At 35.9% G+C, this 22807-nt stretch carries 19 protein-coding genes; 15 read left to right on the forward strand and 4 right to left on the reverse strand.

The genetic code is table 11. The features are described from left to right. The coding region (locus tag ACPYKA_RS03990) for a dipicolinate synthase subunit DpsA (protein WP_479541091.1) at positions 1 to 511 on the reverse strand (511 nt) is incomplete at its 3' end. 237 nt (positions 512 to 748) lie between these two features. Between ACPYKA_RS03990 and cyoE the strand changes: the two genes are divergently transcribed. The 4 genes from cyoE to ACPYKA_RS04010 all read left to right on the forward strand — a co-directional run bounded on the left by cyoE (position 749) and on the right by ACPYKA_RS04010 (position 4785). Then, a complete protein-coding gene (gene cyoE / locus ACPYKA_RS03995; protein WP_479541092.1) occupies positions 749 to 1639 on the forward strand; it encodes a heme o synthase in 891 nt (296 codons plus the stop codon). Positions 1640 to 1734: 95 nt separating this feature from the next. After that, positions 1735 to 2421, forward strand: a complete 687-nt coding sequence (locus ACPYKA_RS04000) for a phosphoribosylaminoimidazolesuccinocarboxamide synthase (RefSeq protein ID WP_479541093.1) — start codon at positions 1735 to 1737, stop codon at positions 2419 to 2421. Between the two features lie 45 nt (positions 2422 to 2466). Next, positions 2467 to 3117 carry a LytTR family DNA-binding domain-containing protein gene (locus tag ACPYKA_RS04005; RefSeq protein WP_479541094.1) on the forward strand — a complete coding sequence of 217 codons (651 nt, stop codon included), beginning with the start codon at positions 2467 to 2469 and terminating at the stop codon, positions 3115 to 3117. A gap of 147 nt (positions 3118 to 3264) precedes the next feature. Continuing rightward, on the forward strand, positions 3265 to 4785 hold the full coding sequence (locus tag ACPYKA_RS04010; protein ID WP_479541095.1) for a succinate CoA transferase: 1521 nt from the start codon (positions 3265 to 3267) through the stop codon (positions 4783 to 4785). A gap of 366 nt (positions 4786 to 5151) precedes the next feature. On the opposite strand, the gene ACPYKA_RS04015 is transcribed toward ACPYKA_RS04010, so the two are convergent. Continuing rightward, complete coding sequence (locus ACPYKA_RS04015; RefSeq protein WP_479541096.1) at positions 5152 to 6141, reverse strand: asparaginase; 990 nt, start codon at positions 6139 to 6141, stop codon at positions 5152 to 5154. Positions 6142 to 6608: 467 nt separating this feature from the next. Between ACPYKA_RS04015 and ACPYKA_RS04020 the strand changes: the two genes are divergently transcribed. The 7 genes from ACPYKA_RS04020 to ACPYKA_RS04050 all read left to right on the forward strand — a co-directional run bounded on the left by ACPYKA_RS04020 (position 6609) and on the right by ACPYKA_RS04050 (position 14069). Further along, entirely contained in the window at positions 6609 to 7919 is a 1311-nt protein-coding gene (locus ACPYKA_RS04020; protein WP_479541097.1) for a YjiH family protein, read from the forward strand. Between the two features lie 15 nt (positions 7920 to 7934). Beyond that, positions 7935 to 8693 (forward strand): creatininase family protein, encoded by a 759-nt coding sequence (locus tag ACPYKA_RS04025; protein ID WP_479541098.1) that lies wholly within the window; start codon positions 7935 to 7937, stop codon positions 8691 to 8693. Positions 8694 to 8719: 26 nt separating this feature from the next. Beyond that, complete coding sequence (gene hisC, locus ACPYKA_RS04030) at positions 8720 to 9796, forward strand: histidinol-phosphate transaminase (protein WP_479541099.1); 1077 nt, start codon at positions 8720 to 8722, stop codon at positions 9794 to 9796. Between the two features lie 386 nt (positions 9797 to 10182). Continuing rightward, positions 10183 to 10644 (forward strand): RidA family protein, encoded by a 462-nt coding sequence (locus ACPYKA_RS04035; RefSeq protein WP_479541100.1) that lies wholly within the window; start codon positions 10183 to 10185, stop codon positions 10642 to 10644. A gap of 1042 nt (positions 10645 to 11686) precedes the next feature. Next, entirely contained in the window at positions 11687 to 12502 is an 816-nt protein-coding gene (locus ACPYKA_RS04040) for an amino acid ABC transporter substrate-binding protein (protein WP_479541101.1), read from the forward strand. A 145-nt stretch (positions 12503 to 12647) separates the two neighbouring features. Then, a complete protein-coding gene (locus tag ACPYKA_RS04045; RefSeq protein ID WP_479541102.1) occupies positions 12648 to 13307 on the forward strand; it encodes an amino acid ABC transporter permease in 660 nt (219 codons plus the stop codon). A 15-nt stretch (positions 13308 to 13322) separates the two neighbouring features. Continuing rightward, positions 13323 to 14069, forward strand: a complete 747-nt coding sequence (locus ACPYKA_RS04050) for an amino acid ABC transporter ATP-binding protein (protein WP_479541103.1) — start codon at positions 13323 to 13325, stop codon at positions 14067 to 14069. 334 nt (positions 14070 to 14403) lie between these two features. Here ACPYKA_RS04050 and ACPYKA_RS04055 read toward each other — a convergent pair whose 3' ends face one another. Next, on the reverse strand, positions 14404 to 15300 hold the full coding sequence (locus ACPYKA_RS04055) for a LysR family transcriptional regulator (RefSeq protein ID WP_479541104.1): 897 nt from the start codon (positions 15298 to 15300) through the stop codon (positions 14404 to 14406). A 225-nt stretch (positions 15301 to 15525) separates the two neighbouring features. On the opposite strand from ACPYKA_RS04055, the gene hutG reads away from it, so the two are divergent. From hutG to hutU, 4 genes are all read left to right on the forward strand, one after another. Next, entirely contained in the window at positions 15526 to 16473 is a 948-nt protein-coding gene (gene hutG / locus ACPYKA_RS04060) for a formimidoylglutamase (RefSeq protein ID WP_479541105.1), read from the forward strand. Next, complete coding sequence (hutH, locus tag ACPYKA_RS04065; protein ID WP_479541106.1) at positions 16470 to 17960, forward strand: histidine ammonia-lyase; 1491 nt, start codon at positions 16470 to 16472, stop codon at positions 17958 to 17960. The genes hutG and hutH overlap by 4 nt, the downstream gene beginning before the upstream one ends. Positions 17961 to 17980: 20 nt before the next feature. Then, positions 17981 to 19258: an imidazolonepropionase gene (gene hutI, locus ACPYKA_RS04070; protein WP_479541107.1), complete on the forward strand. Its 1278-nt coding sequence runs from the start codon at positions 17981 to 17983 to the stop codon at positions 19256 to 19258. A 64-nt stretch (positions 19259 to 19322) separates the two neighbouring features. Further along, positions 19323 to 20984 (forward strand): urocanate hydratase, encoded by a 1662-nt coding sequence (gene hutU, locus ACPYKA_RS04075; RefSeq protein ID WP_479541108.1) that lies wholly within the window; start codon positions 19323 to 19325, stop codon positions 20982 to 20984. A gap of 352 nt (positions 20985 to 21336) precedes the next feature. On the opposite strand, the gene ACPYKA_RS04080 is transcribed toward hutU, so the two are convergent. Next, positions 21337 to 22719, reverse strand: coding sequence for an aspartate aminotransferase family protein (locus tag ACPYKA_RS04080; RefSeq protein ID WP_479541109.1), 1383 nt, complete (start codon positions 22717 to 22719; stop codon positions 21337 to 21339). Positions 22720 to 22807 lie beyond the last annotated feature (88 nt).

A 22807-nucleotide genomic window follows, 5' to 3' on the forward strand; every position in this document is an offset into this window, starting at 1 on the left:
GAGCCATCGTTATTCCGACACGTCCAAAACCTGTAATTAACACATTTGCCCCGTGGATCGTATAATCGGTATTTTCCATGGCAATTTGTAAAGTTGCTTCTGCTGTAGGGATTGAGTTGGCAATTGCCATATCATCACGTTCAAATAAGATCATAAGTTTGCGGTTACTGTTTTTCGCCAAATTTTTTAATGTATCATTAGCTGTTCCCGTATAAATGACGCAGTGTTCTGGCGTTCTTTGAATCATTTCTTTTGTTATTGTTGCTTTTCCGGCTGGGTAATTTAATTCAACGCAACCTTGTTCATCTAATCCTAGAATTGGAAGGACAATGTAATCAATTTGACTAAAGTCAATTGCATGGACAGATTTTTGATGGATGTTTGAATGTTCGAAATTGATATCAGAAAAACCTACAATAAAAACATCGGCATTTTTGTTTGCTAAATGATGGATTGCCTGTATGTATCTTTTATCTCCACCAATTAACGCAATACGTTTTCCTTCAAGCATAAGTTCACTCCTCGTATTTGTTTGTGTTTTTTAACACAAAAGCTATATTATTGGCGATGCTTACATTTTATCATTTATTATACTATTGTTATTTAGAATGATTTAGAACTTGGATCTATTATAAATTGTCCTTATTATGTAATATTTTTAAATAGAATGTCGTAGAACCGCATGTTATAATAAGGTTGGATAAATGGTGTAAAGAGGTGCAATTCATTGATTTCATCGGAGTGTAATATGGAAAAACAAACGATTCGTGGCTTTTTAACCGATTTAAAATCTCTTGTAAAAGGCATTGTGTTAATTGCAAACATACTTCCAATTTTAAGTGGATTTTGGCTTGCCTTATATTTTACGGAGGTTTCATTTTTTGATGTTTGGGAAAAATTTCTTTATATGACGATCGGCGGAACACTCGTTATGGCTGGAGCGTTAATTTTAAATAATTGGTATGAAGTTGATTTGGACAAGGAGATGGACCGGACACAACAACGTCCCACGGTAACTGGTAATTTCTCCATGAAGTTTGTATTAACTTTGGGTATTACAAGTTCTGCTCTTGGTATGTTGTTGTTGTTTTTTACAACGATTGAAGCAGCGGTTTATGGATTTTTAGGCTGGTTCACTTATGTCGTTTTGTATACATTTTGGTCTAAGAGAAAATATACGTTAAACACTGTAATCGGGAGTGTTTCTGGTGCGTTCACACCGCTAATTGGATGGGCAACTGTAACGTCTGCTTATCATATCATCCCTATCGTATTATTTATTATTTTATTTATTTGGCAAATTCCGCATACATTTGCGATTGCAATCAGACGCTATGAGGAATATAAAGCAGCGAAGGTTCCAATGTTACCTGTTGTTTATGGATTTGATATGACAAAAAGACAATCTGCTGTTTATGTTGCGTGTTTACTACCACTCCCCTTGTTTTTAACTTCATTAGGGACAGGTTTTGTCGTAATCACGTCAATTTTAAATGTGGCTTGGCTCGTTCTTGCGATTCGTGGATTATTTACGGAAGATCATAAGAAATATGCCAATAATATGTTTTACTTTTCGTTAAGTTATTTAACGATTGTGTTCGGTATGATGATTGTTATTACACTACCAATATTTCATTAATTTTGAAAGTCCTTTGCAATGGGGCTTTTTCTTTTTATTTTCTCGTAACTATTTTATACTAGAAGTATCTAGAGATTTGGAAGGGAAAAAGTCTAATGAATCTTATCTATACAGGAAAAACGAAGGATGTCTATCGCTTGAATGATGGCAATATTAAATTGAAATTTAAAGATGATGTCACAGGTGAAGACGGAATTTTTGACCCGGGAGCGAATACAGTCGGTTTAACCGTAGAAGGCGCCGGAAAGTCCGGACTAAAAATGACGAAATATTTCTTTGAAAAATTACACGAGAAAAACATCCCAACTCATTACATAAAAGCAGATATGGATGAAGTGTCGATGACGGTAAAAGATGCGGAGATGTTCGGTAATGGATTAGAAGTCATTTGCCGCTACCGAGCAGTAGGTAGTTTCTATCGCCGTTATGGTGCCTATTGTGAAAAAGGGCAGCCACTTGATGCGTTCGTTGAGGTGACGATTAAAGATGATGAACGCGGGGATCCTCCAATTTCAAAAGACGCACTAGAAGCATTAAATATTTTAACAAGAGAAGAATATGCACAACTAGAAAAGTTAACGAAAGAAATCTCTGAAGTAATTAAAAATGAATTGGAGAAAAAAGGCTTATCTTTGTACGATATCAAACTAGAATTCGGACGGGATAAGAAAACAGAGAAAATCATGTTAATAGATGAAATTTCTGGCGGCAATATGCGGGTATATGATCAAGATGGAAATTATGTTGAACCACTTCGACTTGAAAAAATGTTATTTGACTAAGTAACTATCAAGTACCAAAGAGAGTGATCAATGTGGGGTGAAAAATTGGATAAATCAATTGTACACCAATTATTTAATAGCTATTATAATCTTTTCCCGAATAGAAGTTCAATTGCGATTGCAGATCTAACTCATTTTATTTATTATCAGCCAAGTTTGGATATCGATTTAGACATTAAACCAGGAGATCCCGTGCACTCAGACACGGTTACTTTTAAAGCAATTCAGGAAAAAAGACGTGTGAAAGAAATGAAAGACAATAACAGGTTTGGTGTAGATTACTATGCAATTTCTCATCCCATTTTGCAGGATAAACAAGTAATTGGAGCAATGACTGCAATATTTCCCCAAGAACCTGAATTTCTCTTCATTCCTTATTTAACAGTAAAAATAACAGATCGATGGGTGCCAATACATTTTAGTCATATCATTTATATGGAAGCGCAAAATCGCAAAACGTATGTAACATCAAAAAATAAACAAGGCACGCATCGTTTCAATTTAACAGAACTTGAAGTTGTGTTGCCAAAAAATACGTTTATTCGCTGTCATAGATCGTATATAATTAATTTAAATCAAATAAAAGAAATTCAACCTGATTCACATTCAAGCTTTATTTTAATCATGTCAGATGAGTCACGTGTCCCGGTAAGTCAGACTTATTCCAAGAAGATTAGGAAGATTATGGGGTTTTAGGAAAAATAGTCATTTTCAAATATGTCTTTAATGTACAGAAAAACGTAATTCAGTAGAGAATTAAGCCCTTTCATACATAAGGACATGAATATTACATTAAAAATGATAAAATAATGTTAGAATTAAAACTTTTAAGAGGTGATTTTTGTGGGAATTGATTTAAGCCAATTCATAAGAAATAAAGCGTTCTTAGACAAGGTTGTATCAGCTGAAGAGGCTGCTTCATGGATCAAAGATGGTATGAATTTGGGAATGAGCGGATTTACACTTTTTGGAGAGCCAAAGGAATTTCCTCTTGCACTTTCAGAACGTGGTAAAAAAGAGAATTTTAAAGTTAACCTATATACTGGAGCATCATTAGGACCAACTGCAGACCAATCAATGGCTGAGTCAGATATTATAAATTTACGTGTTCCTTATCAAGGAAATGCGGTAATGCGTGGAAAGATCAATAGCGGAGAAATGTTCTATATTGATCAGCATTTATCTCATACAGCAGAAGAGGTAAGGAAAGGGAATTTGGGTAACATTGATTACGCTATCATTGAAGCAGCTGCAATTACGGAAGACGGTATGATCATTCCAACTGGATCTGTTGGAAATTCACCAATCTTCGTTGAAAAAGCGGATAATGTTATCATTGAACTTAACACGACAGCACCAAAAGAGTACGAAGGGTTGCATGACATCGTTGTGCTCGAGGAACAAGGTGAGCGTAAAGAAATTCCAATGTACAGTGTTGGAGATCGTATCGGTGATATTGGAATTAAAGTTGATCCTGATAAAGTAAAGGGAATCATTTTATCAGAACAGCCTGATATTCCATCTCCATTATTTGAACCGAATGAAGAAACACAACAAATTGCTGATAACTTACTAGATTTCTTTGCGGGTGAGGTTGAAGCAGGCCGTTTACCAGAATCTTTAGCACCACTTCAGTCAGGAGTAGGTTCTGTAGCAAACGCAGTATTAAGCGGAATGAAAGATTCTCAGTTTAAAGATATTGAAGTATACTCTGAAGTACTACAAGACGGTATCTTTGACTTAATTGATGCGGGAGTTGTTAAATTCGCATCTGCAACTGCATTCTCACTTTCTAAAAAACGTGTAGAATCTTTAGGCGAAGATCTAGCTAAATATAAAGATAAAATTGTTTTCAGACCACAAGAAATTTCTAACCATCCAGAAAACATTCGTCGTTTAGGAGTTATTTCCTTTAACACACCAATTGAAGTTGATATTTACGGAAACGTAAACTCAACACATGTAAGTGGAACGAGAGTAATGAACGGAATCGGTGGATCTGGTGACTTTGCCCGAAATGCTAGAATTACAATTTTTGTAACGTCTTCACTAGCAAAAGGCGGAGATATTTCTACAATCGTTCCGTTTGTATCACATGTAGACCATACAGAACATGATGTAGATGTTATCGTAACGGAACAAGGATTTGCTGATGTTCGTGGTCTTGCTCCAGTTCAAAGAGCTGAAAAAATTATTGAAAACTGTGCACACCCTCAGTACAAAGCACAGTTACGTGAATACTTCGAAGAGGCAAAAGAAAAAGTTGGTGGCCATACACCACATATGCTTGACAAAGCATTCTCATGGCATACACACCTAAAAGAACATGGTACAATGTTAATGAGTGAAAAGGTAACTAAATAATTTGAAACTAAAAAGGGTTACATTTTTGTAACCCTTTTTTTGCTGCTCAATTAAGAATGGGACGAAGGAAAGCTTGTTGTTCCCGTCCCAAACATATTAGTTTTGTAGAAAATGTGCAATTTTTAGAGGATGGCGTATGTGCCGCTTCCTCGAAGCATGTGCTGTTCTCTTTAAAGATGTGCTGATATTTCCGGAAATGTACCGATCCACCAAAGTATGTACTATTATTTCCAAAGATGAACCGATTTTCCAAAGCATGTGCTGTTATTTCCAAAGAAGTGCCAAATCCTAAAAGTATGCACCGTTTTCCCCAAGGATGTGCAAATCCTCAAGTTATGTACTGTTTTTTTAAAAATGCATCCTCTATTAATAGTCATCAAACACTGTTTGAATCTCTTTTACACTATTATATTTTAATAAACTTAGCATAAGAAGAATGCGTGCTTTTTGAGGAAGGAGATTATCTCCGCTAATAAAGTTATAGTCTTTATAAGGATCGATCGGGACAACACGTCCATTACCAACCCGACTGCTTCTCACGATAAATAATCCGTTATCGGTTGCACGTTGTAATGCTTCAATTTCACTTGGTGAGATAAGTCCCGCCCCGGTTCCCGCTGTTATTATTCCGCTAAACTTTTTACTTTCGGTAATATAGTCTATTAAATGCCCTGTAGCTCCTGCATAGGAGAAGACAATTTCAACATCCGGAAGTTCAGTAAAATCTAAAGATGAAAACTCAGAGTTAACTGTATGTTTTCTTGTAGGCTGACGGTAAAACTGAACTTTATTATCTGGATCGATAAATCCTAAATATCCAAATTGACCAGATTGAAACGCTTCTATTCGATATGTATTTGTTTTTGTTACTTCACGGGCACTACTTATTTCATCGTTTAGTAAAACGAGAACTCCTTTATTTTTCGCCTCATCACTAGCTGCAACCCGTATTGCATTTAGTAAATTTAAATGAGCATCTGAACTCAATGCAGTAAAAGGGCGCTGTGCTCCGACAAAAATAATTGGTTTTTCAGTCGGTAAAGTTAAATGAAGAAAATAAGCAGATTCTTCTAATGTATTTGTCCCGTGTGTAATAACGATCCCATCAAAATTTTCTTCTAATAAACTAGACATCACTTTTTTTCTTAATTGGATCCAATGGTCGGAGTTTATTTTTGTACTACTAATACGTAAAAATGATTCAAATGACACATCAGCAATCTCGTCTATTTCAGGGATCGCTTTCAAAAAATCCTCCCCACAATATATGCCAGATATGTAATCTTTTAAATCTAATCTGTCTTTCCCGTATCCTGAAATGGTACCGCCCATTTCAATTACTTTTATTTTTTTCAAGTAAGTTCCCCCTTAAAGAAATCATCATATATAAAAGTATAAGGTATGCTTAGAGAAAATAAAAAGAAATCCTTGAAAAACAAGCGATTTTGAGGATAAAGTCACAGATTGGAATCGCGATAAGTTGACTTTTCCCTTCTGAGGTTGGATTAGGAATTGACTAGATAAATTAATTGTCCAGTGGATAAATTACTTTGTGCTTATTTGATGAAATTGGTTGATAAATTCTTATTCCATGTTGCTATTAAATTATCGGATATTCTCTAGTCATGGAAAGAGAGAAAAGGACTGGGCCGCATTTTGCCCGATTTTTCTAATAGATTTATAAATACAAGCTATAAATATATAGATATTTAGTATTTGTCCATATGCTGAAATTGACATATACTGAACTGTATTAAATATAAGTATTTTAATTAATTTATGAAAGCGTTATTTTATATTTTATGATTGAAAGGAAGATAGACATGGGAAGTGGAAAAAGTATTTATAACACGGGCAATTATATAAAGTTTTTTGTACTTAGTTTTATAGGAATTTTCACATTCTTTATCCCGATTACAATCAATGATAATCGGACGATTCCGTTAGACCATATTGTTACATTATTAAAAGAAGCGTTTGGACCTGCAATTCCGTATTATATTTTAATTGTCATTATTTTTGGGGCGATTCATCCGTTTTACAAAAAAACGTGGAATAAAAATATTGTTGAAATGATTTTATCTTTCTTTAAAATAGTCGGAGCAATTGTTACGATAATGTTAGTATTTGATTTTGCACCTGCATGGATGGCAGATCCTGATATGGCTCCATACCTATTTGATAATTTAGTCATGTCTGTCGGGTTAATCGTACCAGTCGGGGCAGTATTTTTAGCGTTACTTGTCGGATACGGTTTATTAGAATTTGCTGGTGTGTTTCTGCAACCAGTGATGCGTCCAATTTGGAGAACGCCGGGTCGTTCAGCTATTGATGCTGTTGCATCTTTCGTCGGAAGTTATGGAATCGGGTTGCTTATTACAAACCGAGTGTTTAAAAAAGGGATGTATACAGTTCGTGAGGCAACAATTATTGCGACAGGGTTCTCAACGGTATCTGTTACATTTATGATTATCATTGCAAAAACATTAGACATTATGAATATTTGGAACATCTATTTTTGGGTCACATTAGTCGTTACATTTTTAGTAACGGCGATTACCGTTCGTATTTGGCCATTAAGTAAGTTAAGTGATGATTATTATGAAGGGCAAGAAGGATATCCGGAAGAAATTGTGAAAAAAGATCGGTTGAAAGTTGCGTGGAATCAAGCGATGGAGGCAGCGGATAAAGCACCATCTTTACCGAAAAATATTTGGATTAATTTTAAAGATGGTTTTGAAATGACGATGGCCATTTTACCATCAATTATGTCAATTGGACTGTTAGGATTAATTTTATCTGAGTATACTCCTTTATTTGATATTGTAGGATATATTTTTTATCCGTTTACATGGTTAATGCAAGTTCCTGAACCTTTATTAGCGGCAAAGGCATCAGCGATTGAAATTGCAGAAATGTTCTTACCGTCATTACTTGTAGTGGATGCACCGTTAATTACGAAATTTGTCATTGCGGTTGTATCTGTATCAGCGATTCTATTTTTCTCAGCACTTATTCCTTGTATTTTAGCAACAGAAATTCCAGTAAGTATTCCTAAATTAATTGTTTTATGGATTGAGCGTACAATTTTGACGATTATTATTGTTACGCCGATTGCATATTTACTACTCTAAGTCGAGGTGTCTATCTTGAAAAAATGGGAAACAATGACACGTGAAGAAATTAAGAGTGCAGCAGATGCGGGAAATGTTGTGGTCGTCACAGTAGGTGCGATGGAGCAGCATGGCCCGCATCTTCCTGTACATACAGATAATGTCATTATGACGACCATTGCTGAAGCGAGCGTGGAAAAAGCATCACAATATGTGCCGATTGTTTTAGGACCACATTTATCGTTTGGTTATTCTCCACATCATTTTTTATATGCTGGAGTAATTTCGTTATCTGTTGAAACGATGTTACAACTATTAAAAGATATCGTAGAAAGTGTTATAAAAAGTGGATTTAAGAAAATTTTCTTATTGAATAGTCATGGTGGAAACGGGGAGATCATTCGGCTCGCAATGAAAAAATTACATGAGCAATATCCAACATATTATATCGTTGCGGCTTCTTATTGGGAAATAGCACAAGATGCTTTAGCCATATTTAAAAAAGAAAAGCATGTGTACGATGTTGGGCATGCTGGTCAGTTTGAAACATCGATTATGATGGCTGTTGATGAAAGAGATGTCGATCTGTCTAAGCTTTCGAAAAGTGCAGTTGATCGAGATGCAAAAGTGCTGGAGTTTCCAACTTATGTTACGTTAACACCAAATAATATTTGGAAAGAAATGGATGGGTTTTCAGATGATCCAGCATTGGCAACGAAGGAAATCGGTGAAACGATTATTCAAATTGTTTCAGATGAAGTAAGCAATGTTTTACAATTATTTTACAGACGTTAAAAACTGTAATACGAGAGGTGTTTCGAATGGAATGGAGAAAAGAAGTGACGGAAATTGCAGCATACGTTCCGGGGAAGTCTATTGAAGAAGTGAAAAAAGAGTATGGATTAGAAGAGGTGCATCGACTTGCTTCGAATGAAAATCCTTTAGGACCATCTAAAAAAGCACAAAAGGCAATGCAAGACTCTGTTTTGGAAGCACATTTGTATCCAGATACATCGGCGTCAGTTTTACGAGAAACCTTAGCTACACTTTATAATGTTTCAGCAGATGAAATTGTAACAGGTAATGGTGCAGACAATGTCATTTCCCTTGTCATTAGTGCGTATGTGAATGCAGGGGATGAAGTATTATATTGTACACCGACATTTCCTGCATATCGTTCATCCACATTATTGATGGGTGGCGTTCCGGTTGAAGTATCACTACGTGAAGATTTTACATTTGATTTGGAAGCGTTGAAAGAAAAAATAACGGATAGGACGAAATTGATTTTTATTTGTAATCCGAACAATCCGACAGGAACGATTGTGGATCACGGTGAGTTAGAACAGTTTATTCGTGAAGTATCTGAAGATGTACTAGTCATTTTAGATGAAGCATATATTGAGTATGTTGATGTAGATGGATATAAAACGGGAATAGATTTTTTCAAAGCAGGATATAGCGTATTGACCATTCGTACCTTCTCTAAATTTTATAGTTTGGCAGGATTGCGTGTCGGTTATGCAATTGGAAGAAAAGAAGTGCTAGAACCAATCTTACGTTTACGTGATCCATTTGCTTTAAACCGAGTAGCAATTGCGGGTGCTGTAGCGAGCATCGGGGATGAAGGATTTGCACAAAAACATGCAAAGATGAATGTAGAAGAAAAGGTGTTTTTAACGAAACAGCTAGAAGAACTTGGTTGTACAGTATATCCTTCTCATACGAATTTTTTGTTTGTTGATGTAAAAACAGACGGCTTTATGTTATTTGAAAATTTATTAAAGCATGGTTTCATTATTCGTCCGTGTGCGGGTTGGGGTTTAACGAATTATGTTCCAATTGGTACGCATGAACAAAATGAACAGTTTATGAATGTATTACGAAAACTTCTATAAATAGCAGGTAAATATGAGCGAGCATTGCAGTGACATGGTGTGCTACTTAATCGTTCGACAACTGCAGGTAAATATCGGCTTTTTAAAATGCGATATATACCGTTCTCGACAAATGCTCATATCAAAATGTTTAATTTGCGATGCATCGATATTAAAGGAGCGAATATAGTTTTCGGGAACAATGGTTACACCAATTCCTTATTCGACAAGGGAATATGCGGTTTCGAATCGTTCGATTTCAAATTTTATATTTGGAGCAATACCAAGGTCTAAAAATTCTTTTAAAATATCGTCTCTCGTTGGGGATTAATCCGGCTAAGTTTTCTTTGTAAATAGGGATGGATTTAATTTCTTCGCTTTTAAAATTACTGAAAGGATAGATGAAAATGAATGTTTATGATCGTTTGAAAGAATTAAATATTACGTTACCGAAAGCACCTGAACCTGCGGGATTGTATATTACGAGTCAAGTAACAGGGAATTTACTGTATACTTCTGGACAAGATTGTCGGGCAGAAAATGGAGAGCTTCCTTTTACAGGGAAAGTTGCAGTTGATATAACAGTTGAAGAAGGATATGAAGCAGCTAGGTTAACAGCATTGAATTGTTTAGCAGTTATTGAAAAGGAATTAGGTGACTTAAATCGTGTAACAAAAATCGTTAAATTACTTTGTTTCGTTCATTCAAAAGATGACTTTTTTGAACAGCCAACTGTTATGAATGGTGCATCGCAACTGATTATGGATGTATTCGGGGAAAATGGTAAACATGCGCGTACTGCAGTGTCGGCGCCATCATTGCCTTTTAATATTCCATTAGAAATTGAAATGATTGTTGAATTTGAATAGAGTGAATCGTGAAAACACTTAATATTTCAGTTAGGTGTTTTTTCATTCGATATAGAAATGTGCCCTGCTATTATTGAATGTAGTATACAATTTGTTGAATAACAGTCTAAATATCTAATCGATTACAACTTTTTTGATCGCTAACTTGCGTATCAAAACAATACTTATAACAAAAAGTTATAAATTTATAGAAAAAACGTATTTGTATTTGTATTTATAAATTATTTGCCATAAAATAAAGGTAACAGTATTGTAGTTAGGAGTGTGATGTCCTTGTTCTTTGAATGGACTGGAAGAGAAGACTTAAATGCAAAAGGTAAGCGATTTCATCAAGTCGTTTAAAATATAGCAGTAGAACAATTACAAAAATCGGCAGCACAATCATTTAGTATGGATAATTATATTGAAAAATTAGAAAGGTTTCATGGTTATACAGATGAAGAATATGAGGAATTGAACGTTGATTTGTTACCGCAAATAAAAGATAACCATAGAGATTTATTATTCTATATAAAGAAATATTTGACACTCCCACCTCTAAAGGAGCAAGCTGACTAACGTCAGTGGGATTCTTGCTACCAAAGGCGAAGTCCATTTCTGGTATCGCTGACGTGCAAGATTGCGGTGTGCCATCACCGCTCCTAAGACAGTGCATGTAGCATCTTAGGCTGATTGACTGTTACCATCAATCACATATTTTTGAGTGTTCCACTATGTTTTAGCGTCTTGTGCTTGACGACTCAACACATTTTACGGAGTAGAAGAATTTGCTACTCCAACCTCATATGTACTCTATTTTCAAAGAACAGGATTGTTTTAAAGACTTTTACTTGTCTATATAGAAATTATACCACGTTTTGCTACGCAAAAGCGATACTTTCATTCCATACCTAAAGGCGGACTAAAAGTCCTGCATGGGCTTTCCCGTATCGCAAATTCTGTAAGTGATGTAACTGCAGTAAGGTCTGGCTTGTCAAACTAGTTTTTAGTTTTACAATATAATTTTAGAAAGAACAATGAAAAATTTCAAAGGGGGAAAATAATGAAGAAAATATTGGGAAAAATGGGGATTCTGAGTTTGTTTTTGCTGTTAGTCATTGCTGGATGTGGAGGTTCAACTTCAGATGTTGACGAAACAGAGGAAAAAGAAAGTAAGAATGATGGTGATAAGGAAACGTTAGTAATTGGAGTTGACGACAAGTTCGCTCCAATGGGTTTTCGTGATGAAGATAATGAACTGACTGGATTTGACATCGATTATGCAAAAGCGGCAGCTGAACATATGGGCATGGAAGTAACCTTTCAACCAATTGATTGGAAAACAAAAGAAACGGAATTATCCAGTGATAGAATTGACTTGATTTGGAATGGATATACGATTACAGATGAACGAAAAGAAAAAGTTCTCTTTACAAAACCATATTTGGAAAATGCGCAAGTTGTTACAACGCTTATTGATTCAGATATAGAAAAGTTAGAAGATTTGGATGGGAAAGAAATTGGTTTACAAGCACTTTCTTCAGCAGCTGATGCGTTAAATTCCAATCCCATTTCTGAAAAAGTGAAAAATGTTACTGAGTTTGCAGATAATGTTTTGGCATTAAGCGACTTAAAATCTGGTCGTGTTGAAGCTGTAGTAATTGATGAGGTTGTTATTGATTACTATATGGCACAAGAAGAGGGAGTTTTTAAAGTACTAGATGAATCCCTTGCTCCTGAACAATATGGAGTTGGTGTTAAAAAAGGTAACGAAGAATTATTAAATAAACTACAGGATGCACTGGATGAAATGAATGAAGATGGAACAGCAGCTGAGATTTCAATAGAATGGTTTGGTGAAGATAAAGTATTGAAGTAACATGTTAAATTTTAATAGTAAAACGTACATTGTAAAATTTATAAACAAAGAAAATTAAAGCATTTAACCTTAATAGGTCCATCGCCAATTAGATGGCGATGGACCTACCTTTTGTAAAGTGTTTTACTTTTGGAAGGAGGCCTTTATGTCAGTAGAGTATTTATTATCCATATTAAAACCGATGCTCGAAGGAGCACAAGCAACCGTTCTATTATTTTTTATAGCAATTTTTCTATCTATTCCGCTTGGTTTTTTAGTGACTTTAGCAGTACGAAGTAGATTTAAAGTTATCTCCCTGCTGGCAAATCTCTTTATCTATTTAATGCGTGGGACTCCTTTACTACTCCAATTATTGTTTTTCGTTTTTGGATTACCATTACTTCCGATTATAGGGGAATATTTAGTTCTTGACCGTTTCACCGCAGCTAGTTTAGCATTTATTTTTAACTATACCGCCTATTTTGCAGAAATATTTAGAGGTGGCTTAATAGCGATTGATAAGGGACAGTATGAAGCGGCTCAAGTATTGGGATTGAACAGATTTCAAACGACAACTCGGGTTATATTACCGCAAATGATCCGCACTGCTTTACCAGCTGTTGCGAATGAATCTGTCACACTGGTCAAAGATACTGCATTACTTTATGCTGTTGCAGTTCCTGAACTATTACACTTTGCTCAAACAGCGGTGAACCGAGATTTTACAATCGTACCGTTCTTTTTAGCCGGGATTATTTATTTATGTATGACGCTTGTTTTAACGTTATTTTTTAAGTGGCTCGAAAAAAGGTTTAGCTATGAATAAGAAGGGGTGACTAACTTGCCAATATTAGAAGTAAAGCATTTGAAAAAATCGTTTGATGAATTAGAAGTATTACGGGATTTTTCTTTTTCAATGAGTAAAAATGATGTTGTTGCAGTTGTCGGTCCTTCTGGTTCTGGAAAAAGTACAATGTTACGTAGCTTGATTCATCTTGAGGAAATAAATGGGGGAAGTATCGCTGTTGAAGGATCTTATTTAGTTCAAAATGGAGTTTATGCAAAGCCAAATGAAGTGAGAGAAATTACCGGAAAAATGGGTATGGTTTTTCAACATTTTAATTTGTTCCCTCATTTAACTGTAAAACAAAATTTAGAGCTTGCACCGAGAATGCTTAAGAAAAATACAAATGACGCTATTGAAAAACAAACAGAAGACCTATTAAAAAAAGTTGGTTTATTATCTAAAATGGATGACTTGCCTTCAAGGCTGTCAGGTGGACAAAAACAACGAGTAGCAATTGCACGAGCGCTTATGCTAAATCCTAAAATTTTATTGTTTGACGAACCTACATCGGCATTAGATCCGGAGCTAACCGAGGAAGTACTGGCGGTTATGAAGCAACTTGCTGAAGACCACATGACGATGATCGTCGTTACACACGAAATGGCGTTTGCAAAAGATGTTGCAAATCACGTTATTTTCATGGACGAAGGGGAAATTGTTGAATCCGGTTCACCGAAAGACGTATTGGAAAATCCTCAAAAAGAACGAACAAAACTCTTTTTACATCGTAGTTTACAGTAAGATAATTAGATTTTGATAAAATAATGACCACGGGAAAAGTGATTATCCATGGGAAATCGGAAATAACCACGGGAAATTTGACTTAACCAGCTAATTCGCAATTTAACCACGAAAATCTAGAAATAACCATGGAAAACGTGATTTAACCAGCTAGATGATATTTATCCGTACAATTTCTGTTTTATCAAAATTGCATATATCCGTAAAAATGAAGCAATAAAAATGCTCTTCTACAAAAGGAAGAGCATTTTTAAATGGATTCCATTAATTCTATAACTTCATCAGCTGTTTTCATAAATAATACCGTTCCGGTAAAAAAATGAACTCATGAAGTTTAGAGTTCATTTTTAGTCTGAAAAAATTCTTTTGTAATAGTAATAAACTCTTCTACAACCGGCGGTAAGTAGCGATTTTTCATAAATGCGATATACACCGTTCGCGATAAATTATTATTTGTGATCCTCTTAATTGTAAATGGTGAATGATTTGAAGCAGTAATATAATTTTCTGGAACGATTGTAATGCCAAGGCCTTCCTCGACTAATGAACACGCAGTTTCAAATCGTTCAATTTCAAAATGTATGTTTGGAATAATGCCGGATTTTCGAAATGCATTTAATATATCTTGCCTTGTTTGAAACCCTTCTTGGGAAATAATAAACTCTTCATCTTTTATGTCATTAATTGAAATGTTTTCGAAGTTTTGAAGAGAATGCCCTTTTGGGAGCACAGCAACCAAATTTTCTTTATAAATTGGCATTGTTAATATTTCGTTATTTTCAAAATGTTGATTTGTTATCGCAAGATGAATTTTATAGTTTTGTAAAGCTAATTCAACTTGTTTTAGTCCAAGCACTTCAATAAGTTTAATGTGAATATCAGGGTTTGATTCGCTATAAGAAGCAATTACTTTCGGTAGCCAGGACTTTACAGATTCAATTAATCCAATCTGCAACTCCAAAGGTCCTTGATCTTTTAAACGGATCATTTCCTCTTTCACATATGTAAAATGATTGAGTAACTTTTTTGCTTCTTTATATAAAATTTCACCTTCTTTAGTTAAAGAGATTTTTCGGGTGCTTCTTTCAATTAAAGAAAGCCCCATATGATCTTCAAGCTTTTTAATGGCTGAACTTAATGAAGGCTGTGAAATATGCAGTGCTTTTGCTGCCTTTGTAAAAGATCCTTTATCAATTAATGTGGTGAAATATAGTAATAATCTTTCATCCATATGTATCCCCTAGCCTTAGGTAATAGAAATATAGTTTATTACTCATGTCTTTATTATAGCATGATTTTTTAAATTAGAACTCTTTTATAGTAATAAACTATATTGTTTTATTTCAAGTTTATTTATAGTTTTCATTTATACATTTATAGAAAAAACGTATTTGAATAAATAAATAGGATGAAATACAATATATAGAAAGAGATATTGTCGGCAGGGGTGATTTATTTGTTTTATGAGTGGAAAGGTAGAGTAGACGAGAACGCAATAGGAAAGCGCCTTCATCAAATAGTTCAAAATATAAATGTAAAAGACTTAAAGAAAAACGAAGAGCAAAACATTGGTTTAGTAGGATTTGAATGTGACGAAGGTGTTAAAAGAAATAAAGGTAGAGTGGGTGCATCTGAAGCTCCGAATGAAATTAGAAAATTACTTGCAAGCATTCCTTATCATAACGGAAAAAAAAGTATTATAGATTTGGGTAACATACAATGTGTCGACAATGACTTAGAAGGAGCCCAAGCACGTTTGGGTAAGCATGTAGCCAAGTTATTAGAAAATAATTATATACCGATCATTTTAGGTGGAGGTCATGAAACGTTTTACGGCCATTATCTAGGAGCAAGAGAAGCAGTAGGGAATGATAAAAAAATCGGTATGATTAATTTAGATGCTCATTTTGATTTGCGTATTGATGATACACCTTCGTCTGGGACAATGTTTCGGCAGATTTTGGAATCGGATAAAAATGCTGATTACTTATGTATTGGTATACAGGAATTAGGAAACACCGAGCAATTGTTTTTAACGGCAAAGGAATTTGGTGTGGAATATGTTCTTGAAAATGAGATCGAACCAATCGAGAATACATTTACAAAAATTGATGAGTTTGCAAAAAAACAAGATTATATTATTTATACAATTTGCACAGATGTTATAAATCAAGCCTATGCTCCAGGTGTAAGCGCTCCAGCACCGCTTGGACTTGATCCAAAGACGGTAAGAACAATTACAGAGCATATCGTAATGCAGGAGAACTTTTTAAGCTTTGATGTGTCTGAAGTGAATCCAACTCTAGATGTAGCAGAAAAAACAGCAAGACTGATTAGTTATGTTATAGCAGAAACGATGAGCCATTTAAATAGAAAGAACTGTACCGGGAGGCCACTAGTATGATAAAACTCACAGGTGATACGTTAACGATTGGTGAACTAAAAGAAATTTTATACGGCGATCGACAAGTGCAAATTGCGAATGAAAGCTTAGAAAAGGTTCAAGCAAGTAGAACGGCGGTAGATAACATTGCAAAAGGCAGTGAATCTGTATACGGTATTAATACTGGGTTTGGTAAATTTAGTAACGTCAAAATTGCTGAAGAAAATGTTGGGGATTTACAATTAAATTTAATTCGGTCTCATGCTTGCGGTGTAGGGGATCCTTTTCCAAGGGTTGTATCGAAAGCGATGATGGTGTTAAGGTTAAATGCTCTTGTGAAAGGATTTTCGGGAATTAGAGTAGAAGTTGTCGAATTATTGGTCGAATTAATTAATCGTAATATTATTCCTGTCATCCCACAACAAGGTTCATTAGGTGCTTCCGGTGATTTAGCTCCACTTGCGCATTTAGCATTAGTTTTAATTGGAGAAGGTTCAGTATTTGACGATTCAGGTGAAATCGTACCTTCATCAGAAGTATTCGAAAGACATAAAATCGCCCCAGTTATTTTGCAGGCAAAAGAAGGTTTGGCATTAATTAACGGAACACAAACAATGACAGCGATGGGGGTTGTCAATTATATAGAGGCAGAAAAACTAGCTTTAGATAGTGAATGGATTGCCGGAATGACTTTTGAAGCACTTGAAGGTGTTATTGATGCCTTTTTACCAGAAACTCACGAAGTTCGTGGTTATCCGCAACAAATTGACGTAGCTAAAAGAATGGTAGATTGGTTAGAAGGTAGCGAGTTAACGACAAGACAAAATGAAAAAAGAGTGCAAGATGCTTATTCATTAAGATGTATTCCGCAAGTACATGGTGCGTCTTGGCAAGTGTTAGACTATGTAAAAGAAAAATTAGAAATTGAAATTAATGCCGCAACAGACAACCCACTTATTTTTGATAATGGGAATACAGTAATTTCTGGTGGAAATTTTCATGGACAACCGATTGCGTTTGCGATGGATTTCTTAAAAATTGCTGTAGCAGAGCTTGCGAATATTTCTGAACGTCGAATTGAACGTTTAGTAAATTCGCAATTAAATGAAGGTCTGCCGGCTTTTTTAAGTCCTGAACCTGGCTTACAATCTGGAGCAATGATTATGCAATATGTTGCCGCTTCCTTAGTCTCGGAAAATAAGACACTTGCCCATCCAGCAAGTGTAGATTCGATCCCTTCTTCCGCTAATCAAGAAGACCATGTAAGTATGGGTACGATAGGATCCAGACATGCATCATCGATTATTCAAAATAGCCGAAGCGTGTTAACGATTGAGGCGATTTGTGCAATGCAGGCGCTTGAATACAAAGGAGTAGAAAAAGCTTCGCCAAAAATAAGACAGAAATGGACATTAGTAAATGACATTGTTCCAAGTTTAACTGAGGATAGAATTTTCCATAAAGATATGGAAAGATTAAATGACTATTTAAAAGAAATTGAAGTGTAAAGTATTAGGGAGGTAATAGAATGTCAAATGTATTATATATAAAAAATGCAACGGAGTTAATTACTGTTAGTGGTCATTCTAATCAACCAGCTAAAAAAGAAGCGATGAGCAACATAGGAATTATCGAAAATGGCAGTGTTTTATCACAAGAGGGAAAAGTTATTGCAGTAGGTACGGATGAAGAAATAAGAAAAGAGCATCAGGACCTTATCGATCAGGCTGAGGTGATAGATGCGACAGGACGCATCGTTACCCCTGGATTAATTGATCCGCATACACATATTGTTTATGCAGGGACACGTGAAAATGAATACGCCATGAGATTGCAAGGGAAAACATATATGGAAATTATGAATGCTGGGGGCGGAATTCACGCGACGACGAGAGCAACGCAGCAAGCGACTTTTGATGAATTATATGAACAATCAAAAGTTCGTTTAGACAAAATGTTGCTAAATGGAATTACGACGATCGAAGCGAAAAGCGGTTACGGTCTAACGACAGAGCATGAATTAAAACAGTTGGAAGTTGCTAAGAAATTGAATGAAGATCATCAGATGGAACTCATTTCTACGTTTATGGGGGCACATGCCGTTCCAATGGATTACAAAGAGAATCCGGAAGCATTTGTTGATATTGTCATTAATGAAATGCTTCCAGTCGTAGCAGAGAAAAACCTAGCCGTGTTTAATGACGTATTTTGTGAAGCGGGCGTATTTACGCCTGAACAATCGTATCGTATTTTAGAAGCTGGTAAAAAATACGGTTTAAAACCTAAGATCCACGCAGATGAGATTGAATCTTATGGTGGAGCAGAAACAGCAGCCGAAGTAAAAGCCGTATCAGCAGAACATTTATTAAGAGCATCTGATAAAGGAATCCAAATGATGGCCGAAAACGATGTTATCGGGGTATTACTACCAGGTACCGCATTTTTCTTAATGGCAGATTATGCAGAAGCAAGAAAGATGATTGACTCAGGTATGGCTGTTGCCTTATCAACTGATGCCAATCCAGGCTCTTCTCCGACATTATCTTTACAGTTTATTATGAATTTAGGTTGTTTGGAAATGGGCATGACTCCAGAAGAAGTGATTACGGCAACAACAATAAACGCAGCGCATGCGATTGATGCTGCAGACAGAATTGGAAGTATCGAAGTTGGAAAAGATGCAGATTTTACAATGTTTGATGTGAAAAATCATCTCATGCTTTCATACCAATATGGAATGAACCATGCGCATACGGTTGTTAAACAAGGTAAAGTTGTCGTGGAAGATGGACATATTTTACGTTAATGTGAAGCGTGACAGTGGGATATACATGTCTAGTTATGTATTAAACTAAAAGGGGAGATGTAAAATGAGTTTGAAAGTTACTGATATTCGTGCGCCAAGAGGGAATGAATTAACTTGTAAAGGATGGATTCAGGAAGCTGCTTTTCGTATGTTAATGAACAACCTTGACCCGGAAGTTGCAGAAAATCCAGATGATCTCGTTGTTTACGGCGGAATCGGAAAAGCTGCAAGAAACTGGGAAAGCTATCATGCTATTATTAATGAATTAAAAGAATTAGAAAATGATGAAACGCTATTAATTCAATCAGGTAAGCCAGTGGGAAAATTCAGAACGCACGAAAATTCTCCACGTGTGTTAATTGCAAACTCCAACTTAGTTCCTGCATATGCGAACTGGGAGCATTTTAATCAGTTAGATAAAGAAGGCCTTATGATGTATGGTCAAATGACAGCGGGAAGCTGGATTTATATTGGGGCACAAGGAATTCTTCAAGGTACTTACTTAAGTTTTGTTGAAGCTGGTAAGAAATTATTCGGTAGCCCCGATCTAACTGGTAAATTTATTTTAACTGGTGGTATGGGTGGAATGAGTGGAGCACAGCCACTTGCGGGTAAAATGGCAAAAGCGGTTATTTTAGTAGTTGAAGTTGACCGTAAGCGAATTGAAAGAAAGATTAATGAAGGCTACTGTGATTATATTTGTGAAGATTTAGATGAAGCATTAGAAAAAGTGAAAGATTTAACGGAAAAAGGTGAGCCAGCTTCGATTGGGCTAGTAGGAAATTGTGCGGATGTTTTCCAAGAAATCCATGACCGCGGAATTATTCCAGATATCGTTACAGACCAAACGAGTGCACATGACCCGAGAAATGGATATGTTCCAAATGGAATGACATATGAAGAGGCCTTAAAATTAAGGGAAGAAGATCCAGATAAATATGAGCAATTGTCTTTAGAAACGATTGCAAAACATGTCCGTGCCATGTTAGCTTTACAAGAAGCTGGCGCAGAAACATTTGATTATGGTAATAATATTCGTCATTATGCAAAAGAACAAGGTGTAGAAAACGCATTTGATTTTCCAGGATTCGTTCCGGCATACTTACGTCCACTGTTCTGTGAAGGAAATGGACCTTTCCGCTGGGCTGCTTTATCTGGAGATCCAGAGGATATTTACAAAACAGATCAGTTAGCAAAAGAAATGTTTAGTGAAAACGAAGCATTAGTAAACTGGATTGACATGGCACAGAAAATGGTTAAATGGCAAGGATTACCTGCAAGAATTTGTTGGTTAGGTTACGGAGAACGTCATAAATTTGCCCTAAAAGTAAATGAAATGGTGGCAAGTGGTGAACTTAGCGCACCAATCGTGTTTGGACGTGATCATTTAGACAGTGGATCTGTTGCCTCACCAAACCGTGAAACAGAATCAATGAAAGACGGAAGTGATGCAGTTGCAGACTGGCCGATCTTAAACGCACTAGTAAATACAGCTGGTGGTGCAAGTTGGGTAAGCTTACACCACGGCGGTGGAGTTGGAATGGGCTATTCTATCCATGCCGGTCAAGTATTAGTTGCTGACGGAACGGAAGAAGCAGCTGAGAAAATCAAACGTGTTCTCGTTTCTGATCCTGGAATGGGAGTTATCAGACACGCGGATGCTGGTTACTCAAGAGCACTTGATGTTGCGGAAGAGCGCGGCGTTCATATACCAATGAAGAAGTAATAATGTTGAACTGCACATTTACTTATTTTAGATAATTAAATGTGCAGTTTTTTAATTTTAGCAGATAGGATAGTATAAAACTTTCCTACTGCATAAGTGCAACTAAGGCTTTCGCCAAGGCTTGGCGATAAGCCAAGTTTTCTAAAAATTGTTGCTGCTAATGTCGGAAATCTTGTAAAAGTTTTTAATAAATCCCATTATCCTCACTCAACATGAAAGAAGATAACGAGAGTATGTTGTTAAAAATTAAGAGACTCAGCCGCTTTTACAGAAAAAACAAATCTGTGTAAAAAAACCCCTTCTGAAATATTCAAAAGGGGATTCCAAAAAAAACGGCATTTTATTTAGCTGTTTAAAATTTTGGTTTCAAAACACGATTCAACGCTACTTCATGTGCATCGACCGTTTTTTCAATGTCGTCTAATGTATGGGCTATGGACATGGAGTAACGGTTTAATGGTTTTAAATAAATTCCTAAATTTAATAATTCTGTATCGATTTTTTCGCGAAAATTGGTGTCTGCTTTCCACATATCACGGTAGTTTTTTATCGGTTCTTTCGTAAAGATAATATTAAAAATACTTCCTGCTCCTATCGTTTGCATGTCGATCTGATAGGAGGAATAAAGTTTTTCCAAACGTGTTCGTAATAACATTGTATTTGAAATTAAATTTTTTAATAATTGGCCAGTTTCTAACATGCGGATTGTTTCCATTCCAGCAGCTAAAACAAGTGGATGGCCGTTATACGTACCGCTGTGGAAAACGATCGATTGGGTTGCTTTACTATCTCCACCAACAGCGAACACATCCCCTTTGGCATTAGCTGCACTTTGCATCATAATTTCTTTTTTACCACCAACAGCTCCAACTGGTAAACCTCCACCCAATACTTTTCCGAGTGCGGTTATATCTGGTTTCATACGATACAGTTTCTGTGCCCCACCCATATCGACACGAAATCCCGTTTTTACTTCATCGAAAATGAGGAGAATATCAAGTTCTTTCGTAAGCTTTCCCAATCCTTGCATATAGGAATCATCAGCTGGGATGAAGCCACCTTGTATTGGTTCTAAAATAATTGCGGCAAGTTCATTTGCATGTTTTTTTAACAAAGTTTCCGTTGCTTCTAGATCATTAAATGGTAAGACGATTGTATTTTCTTGTTCATCTAAAGGAATGCCACTAGACTCCAAAACCGGTGTAGGTGATTCAGCTTTCCCGGCATTTTCCTTACTCGGGTTAATGCTTACAAGGACCTGATTCAATCCACCATGGTAATGCCCCTCGAATTTTCCAATTTTAGGCTTGCCTGTATAGGCTATGGCTAAACGGATAGCCAGCAGAACTGCTTCTGTTCCGGAGTTAGTAAATCTCACTTGATCCATACTTGGATAAAGGGCTACCAATTTTTCAGCCATTTCCACTTCTAACTCATGTGGTGTTCCAAAAATCATTGTTCCTGAATTTGTTAACTGATTGATGGTTGCTTGCATCACTTGCGGGTGACCGTGTCCAGTGATTAATGCGCCATAACATAAGGAATAATCAATATATTCCATACCATCAACATCGATTAACTTGCTACCTTTTCCTTCCTTCATGAATATAGGGTTTGGAGCAAAATGTTTAATATTTGCGGTAACACCTCCAGGGATCACCGTTTCCGCATGCTGAAACATTTTAGAAGATGTTTGTTTATTATTTGATGTAACATCTTCTTTTACATTGACCATTTGTATCGCCTCACATATAGTTTTTCGCAAAATTGAATTTGCTAAGATAACATCTTGTGAAAATTGTTATCTTAGTTTAAGTATATGC

This window comes from Pseudogracilibacillus amylolyticus (SeqCode) (genome assembly GCF_051918545.1).
GTDB lineage: Bacteria > Bacillota > Bacilli > Bacillales > Amphibacillaceae > Pseudogracilibacillus.

Coding starts and splice junctions, on each gene's coding strand:
- hisC (WP_479541099.1), top strand. CDS start 8,720: ATGGAATGGAGAAAAGAAGTGACGGAAATTGCAGCATACGTTCCGGGG.
- ACPYKA_RS04035 (WP_479541100.1), top strand. CDS start 10,183: ATGAATGTTTATGATCGTTTGAAAGAATTAAATATTACGTTACCGAAA.
- ACPYKA_RS04045 (WP_479541102.1), top strand. CDS start 12,648: ATGTCAGTAGAGTATTTATTATCCATATTAAAACCGATGCTCGAAGGA.
- ACPYKA_RS04040 (WP_479541101.1), top strand. CDS start 11,687: ATGAAGAAAATATTGGGAAAAATGGGGATTCTGAGTTTGTTTTTGCTG.
- ACPYKA_RS04000 (WP_479541093.1), top strand. CDS start 1,735: ATGAATCTTATCTATACAGGAAAAACGAAGGATGTCTATCGCTTGAAT.
- hutU (WP_479541108.1), top strand. CDS start 19,323: ATGAGTTTGAAAGTTACTGATATTCGTGCGCCAAGAGGGAATGAATTA.
- hutI (WP_479541107.1), top strand. CDS start 17,981: ATGTCAAATGTATTATATATAAAAAATGCAACGGAGTTAATTACTGTT.
- hutH (WP_479541106.1), top strand. CDS start 16,470: ATGATAAAACTCACAGGTGATACGTTAACGATTGGTGAACTAAAAGAA.
- ACPYKA_RS04020 (WP_479541097.1), top strand. CDS start 6,609: ATGGGAAGTGGAAAAAGTATTTATAACACGGGCAATTATATAAAGTTT.
- ACPYKA_RS04055 (WP_479541104.1), bottom strand. CDS start 15,300: ATGGATGAAAGATTATTACTATATTTCACCACATTAATTGATAAAGGA.
- cyoE (WP_479541092.1), top strand. CDS start 749: ATGGAAAAACAAACGATTCGTGGCTTTTTAACCGATTTAAAATCTCTT.
- ACPYKA_RS04080 (WP_479541109.1), bottom strand. CDS start 22,719: ATGGTCAATGTAAAAGAAGATGTTACATCAAATAATAAACAAACATCT.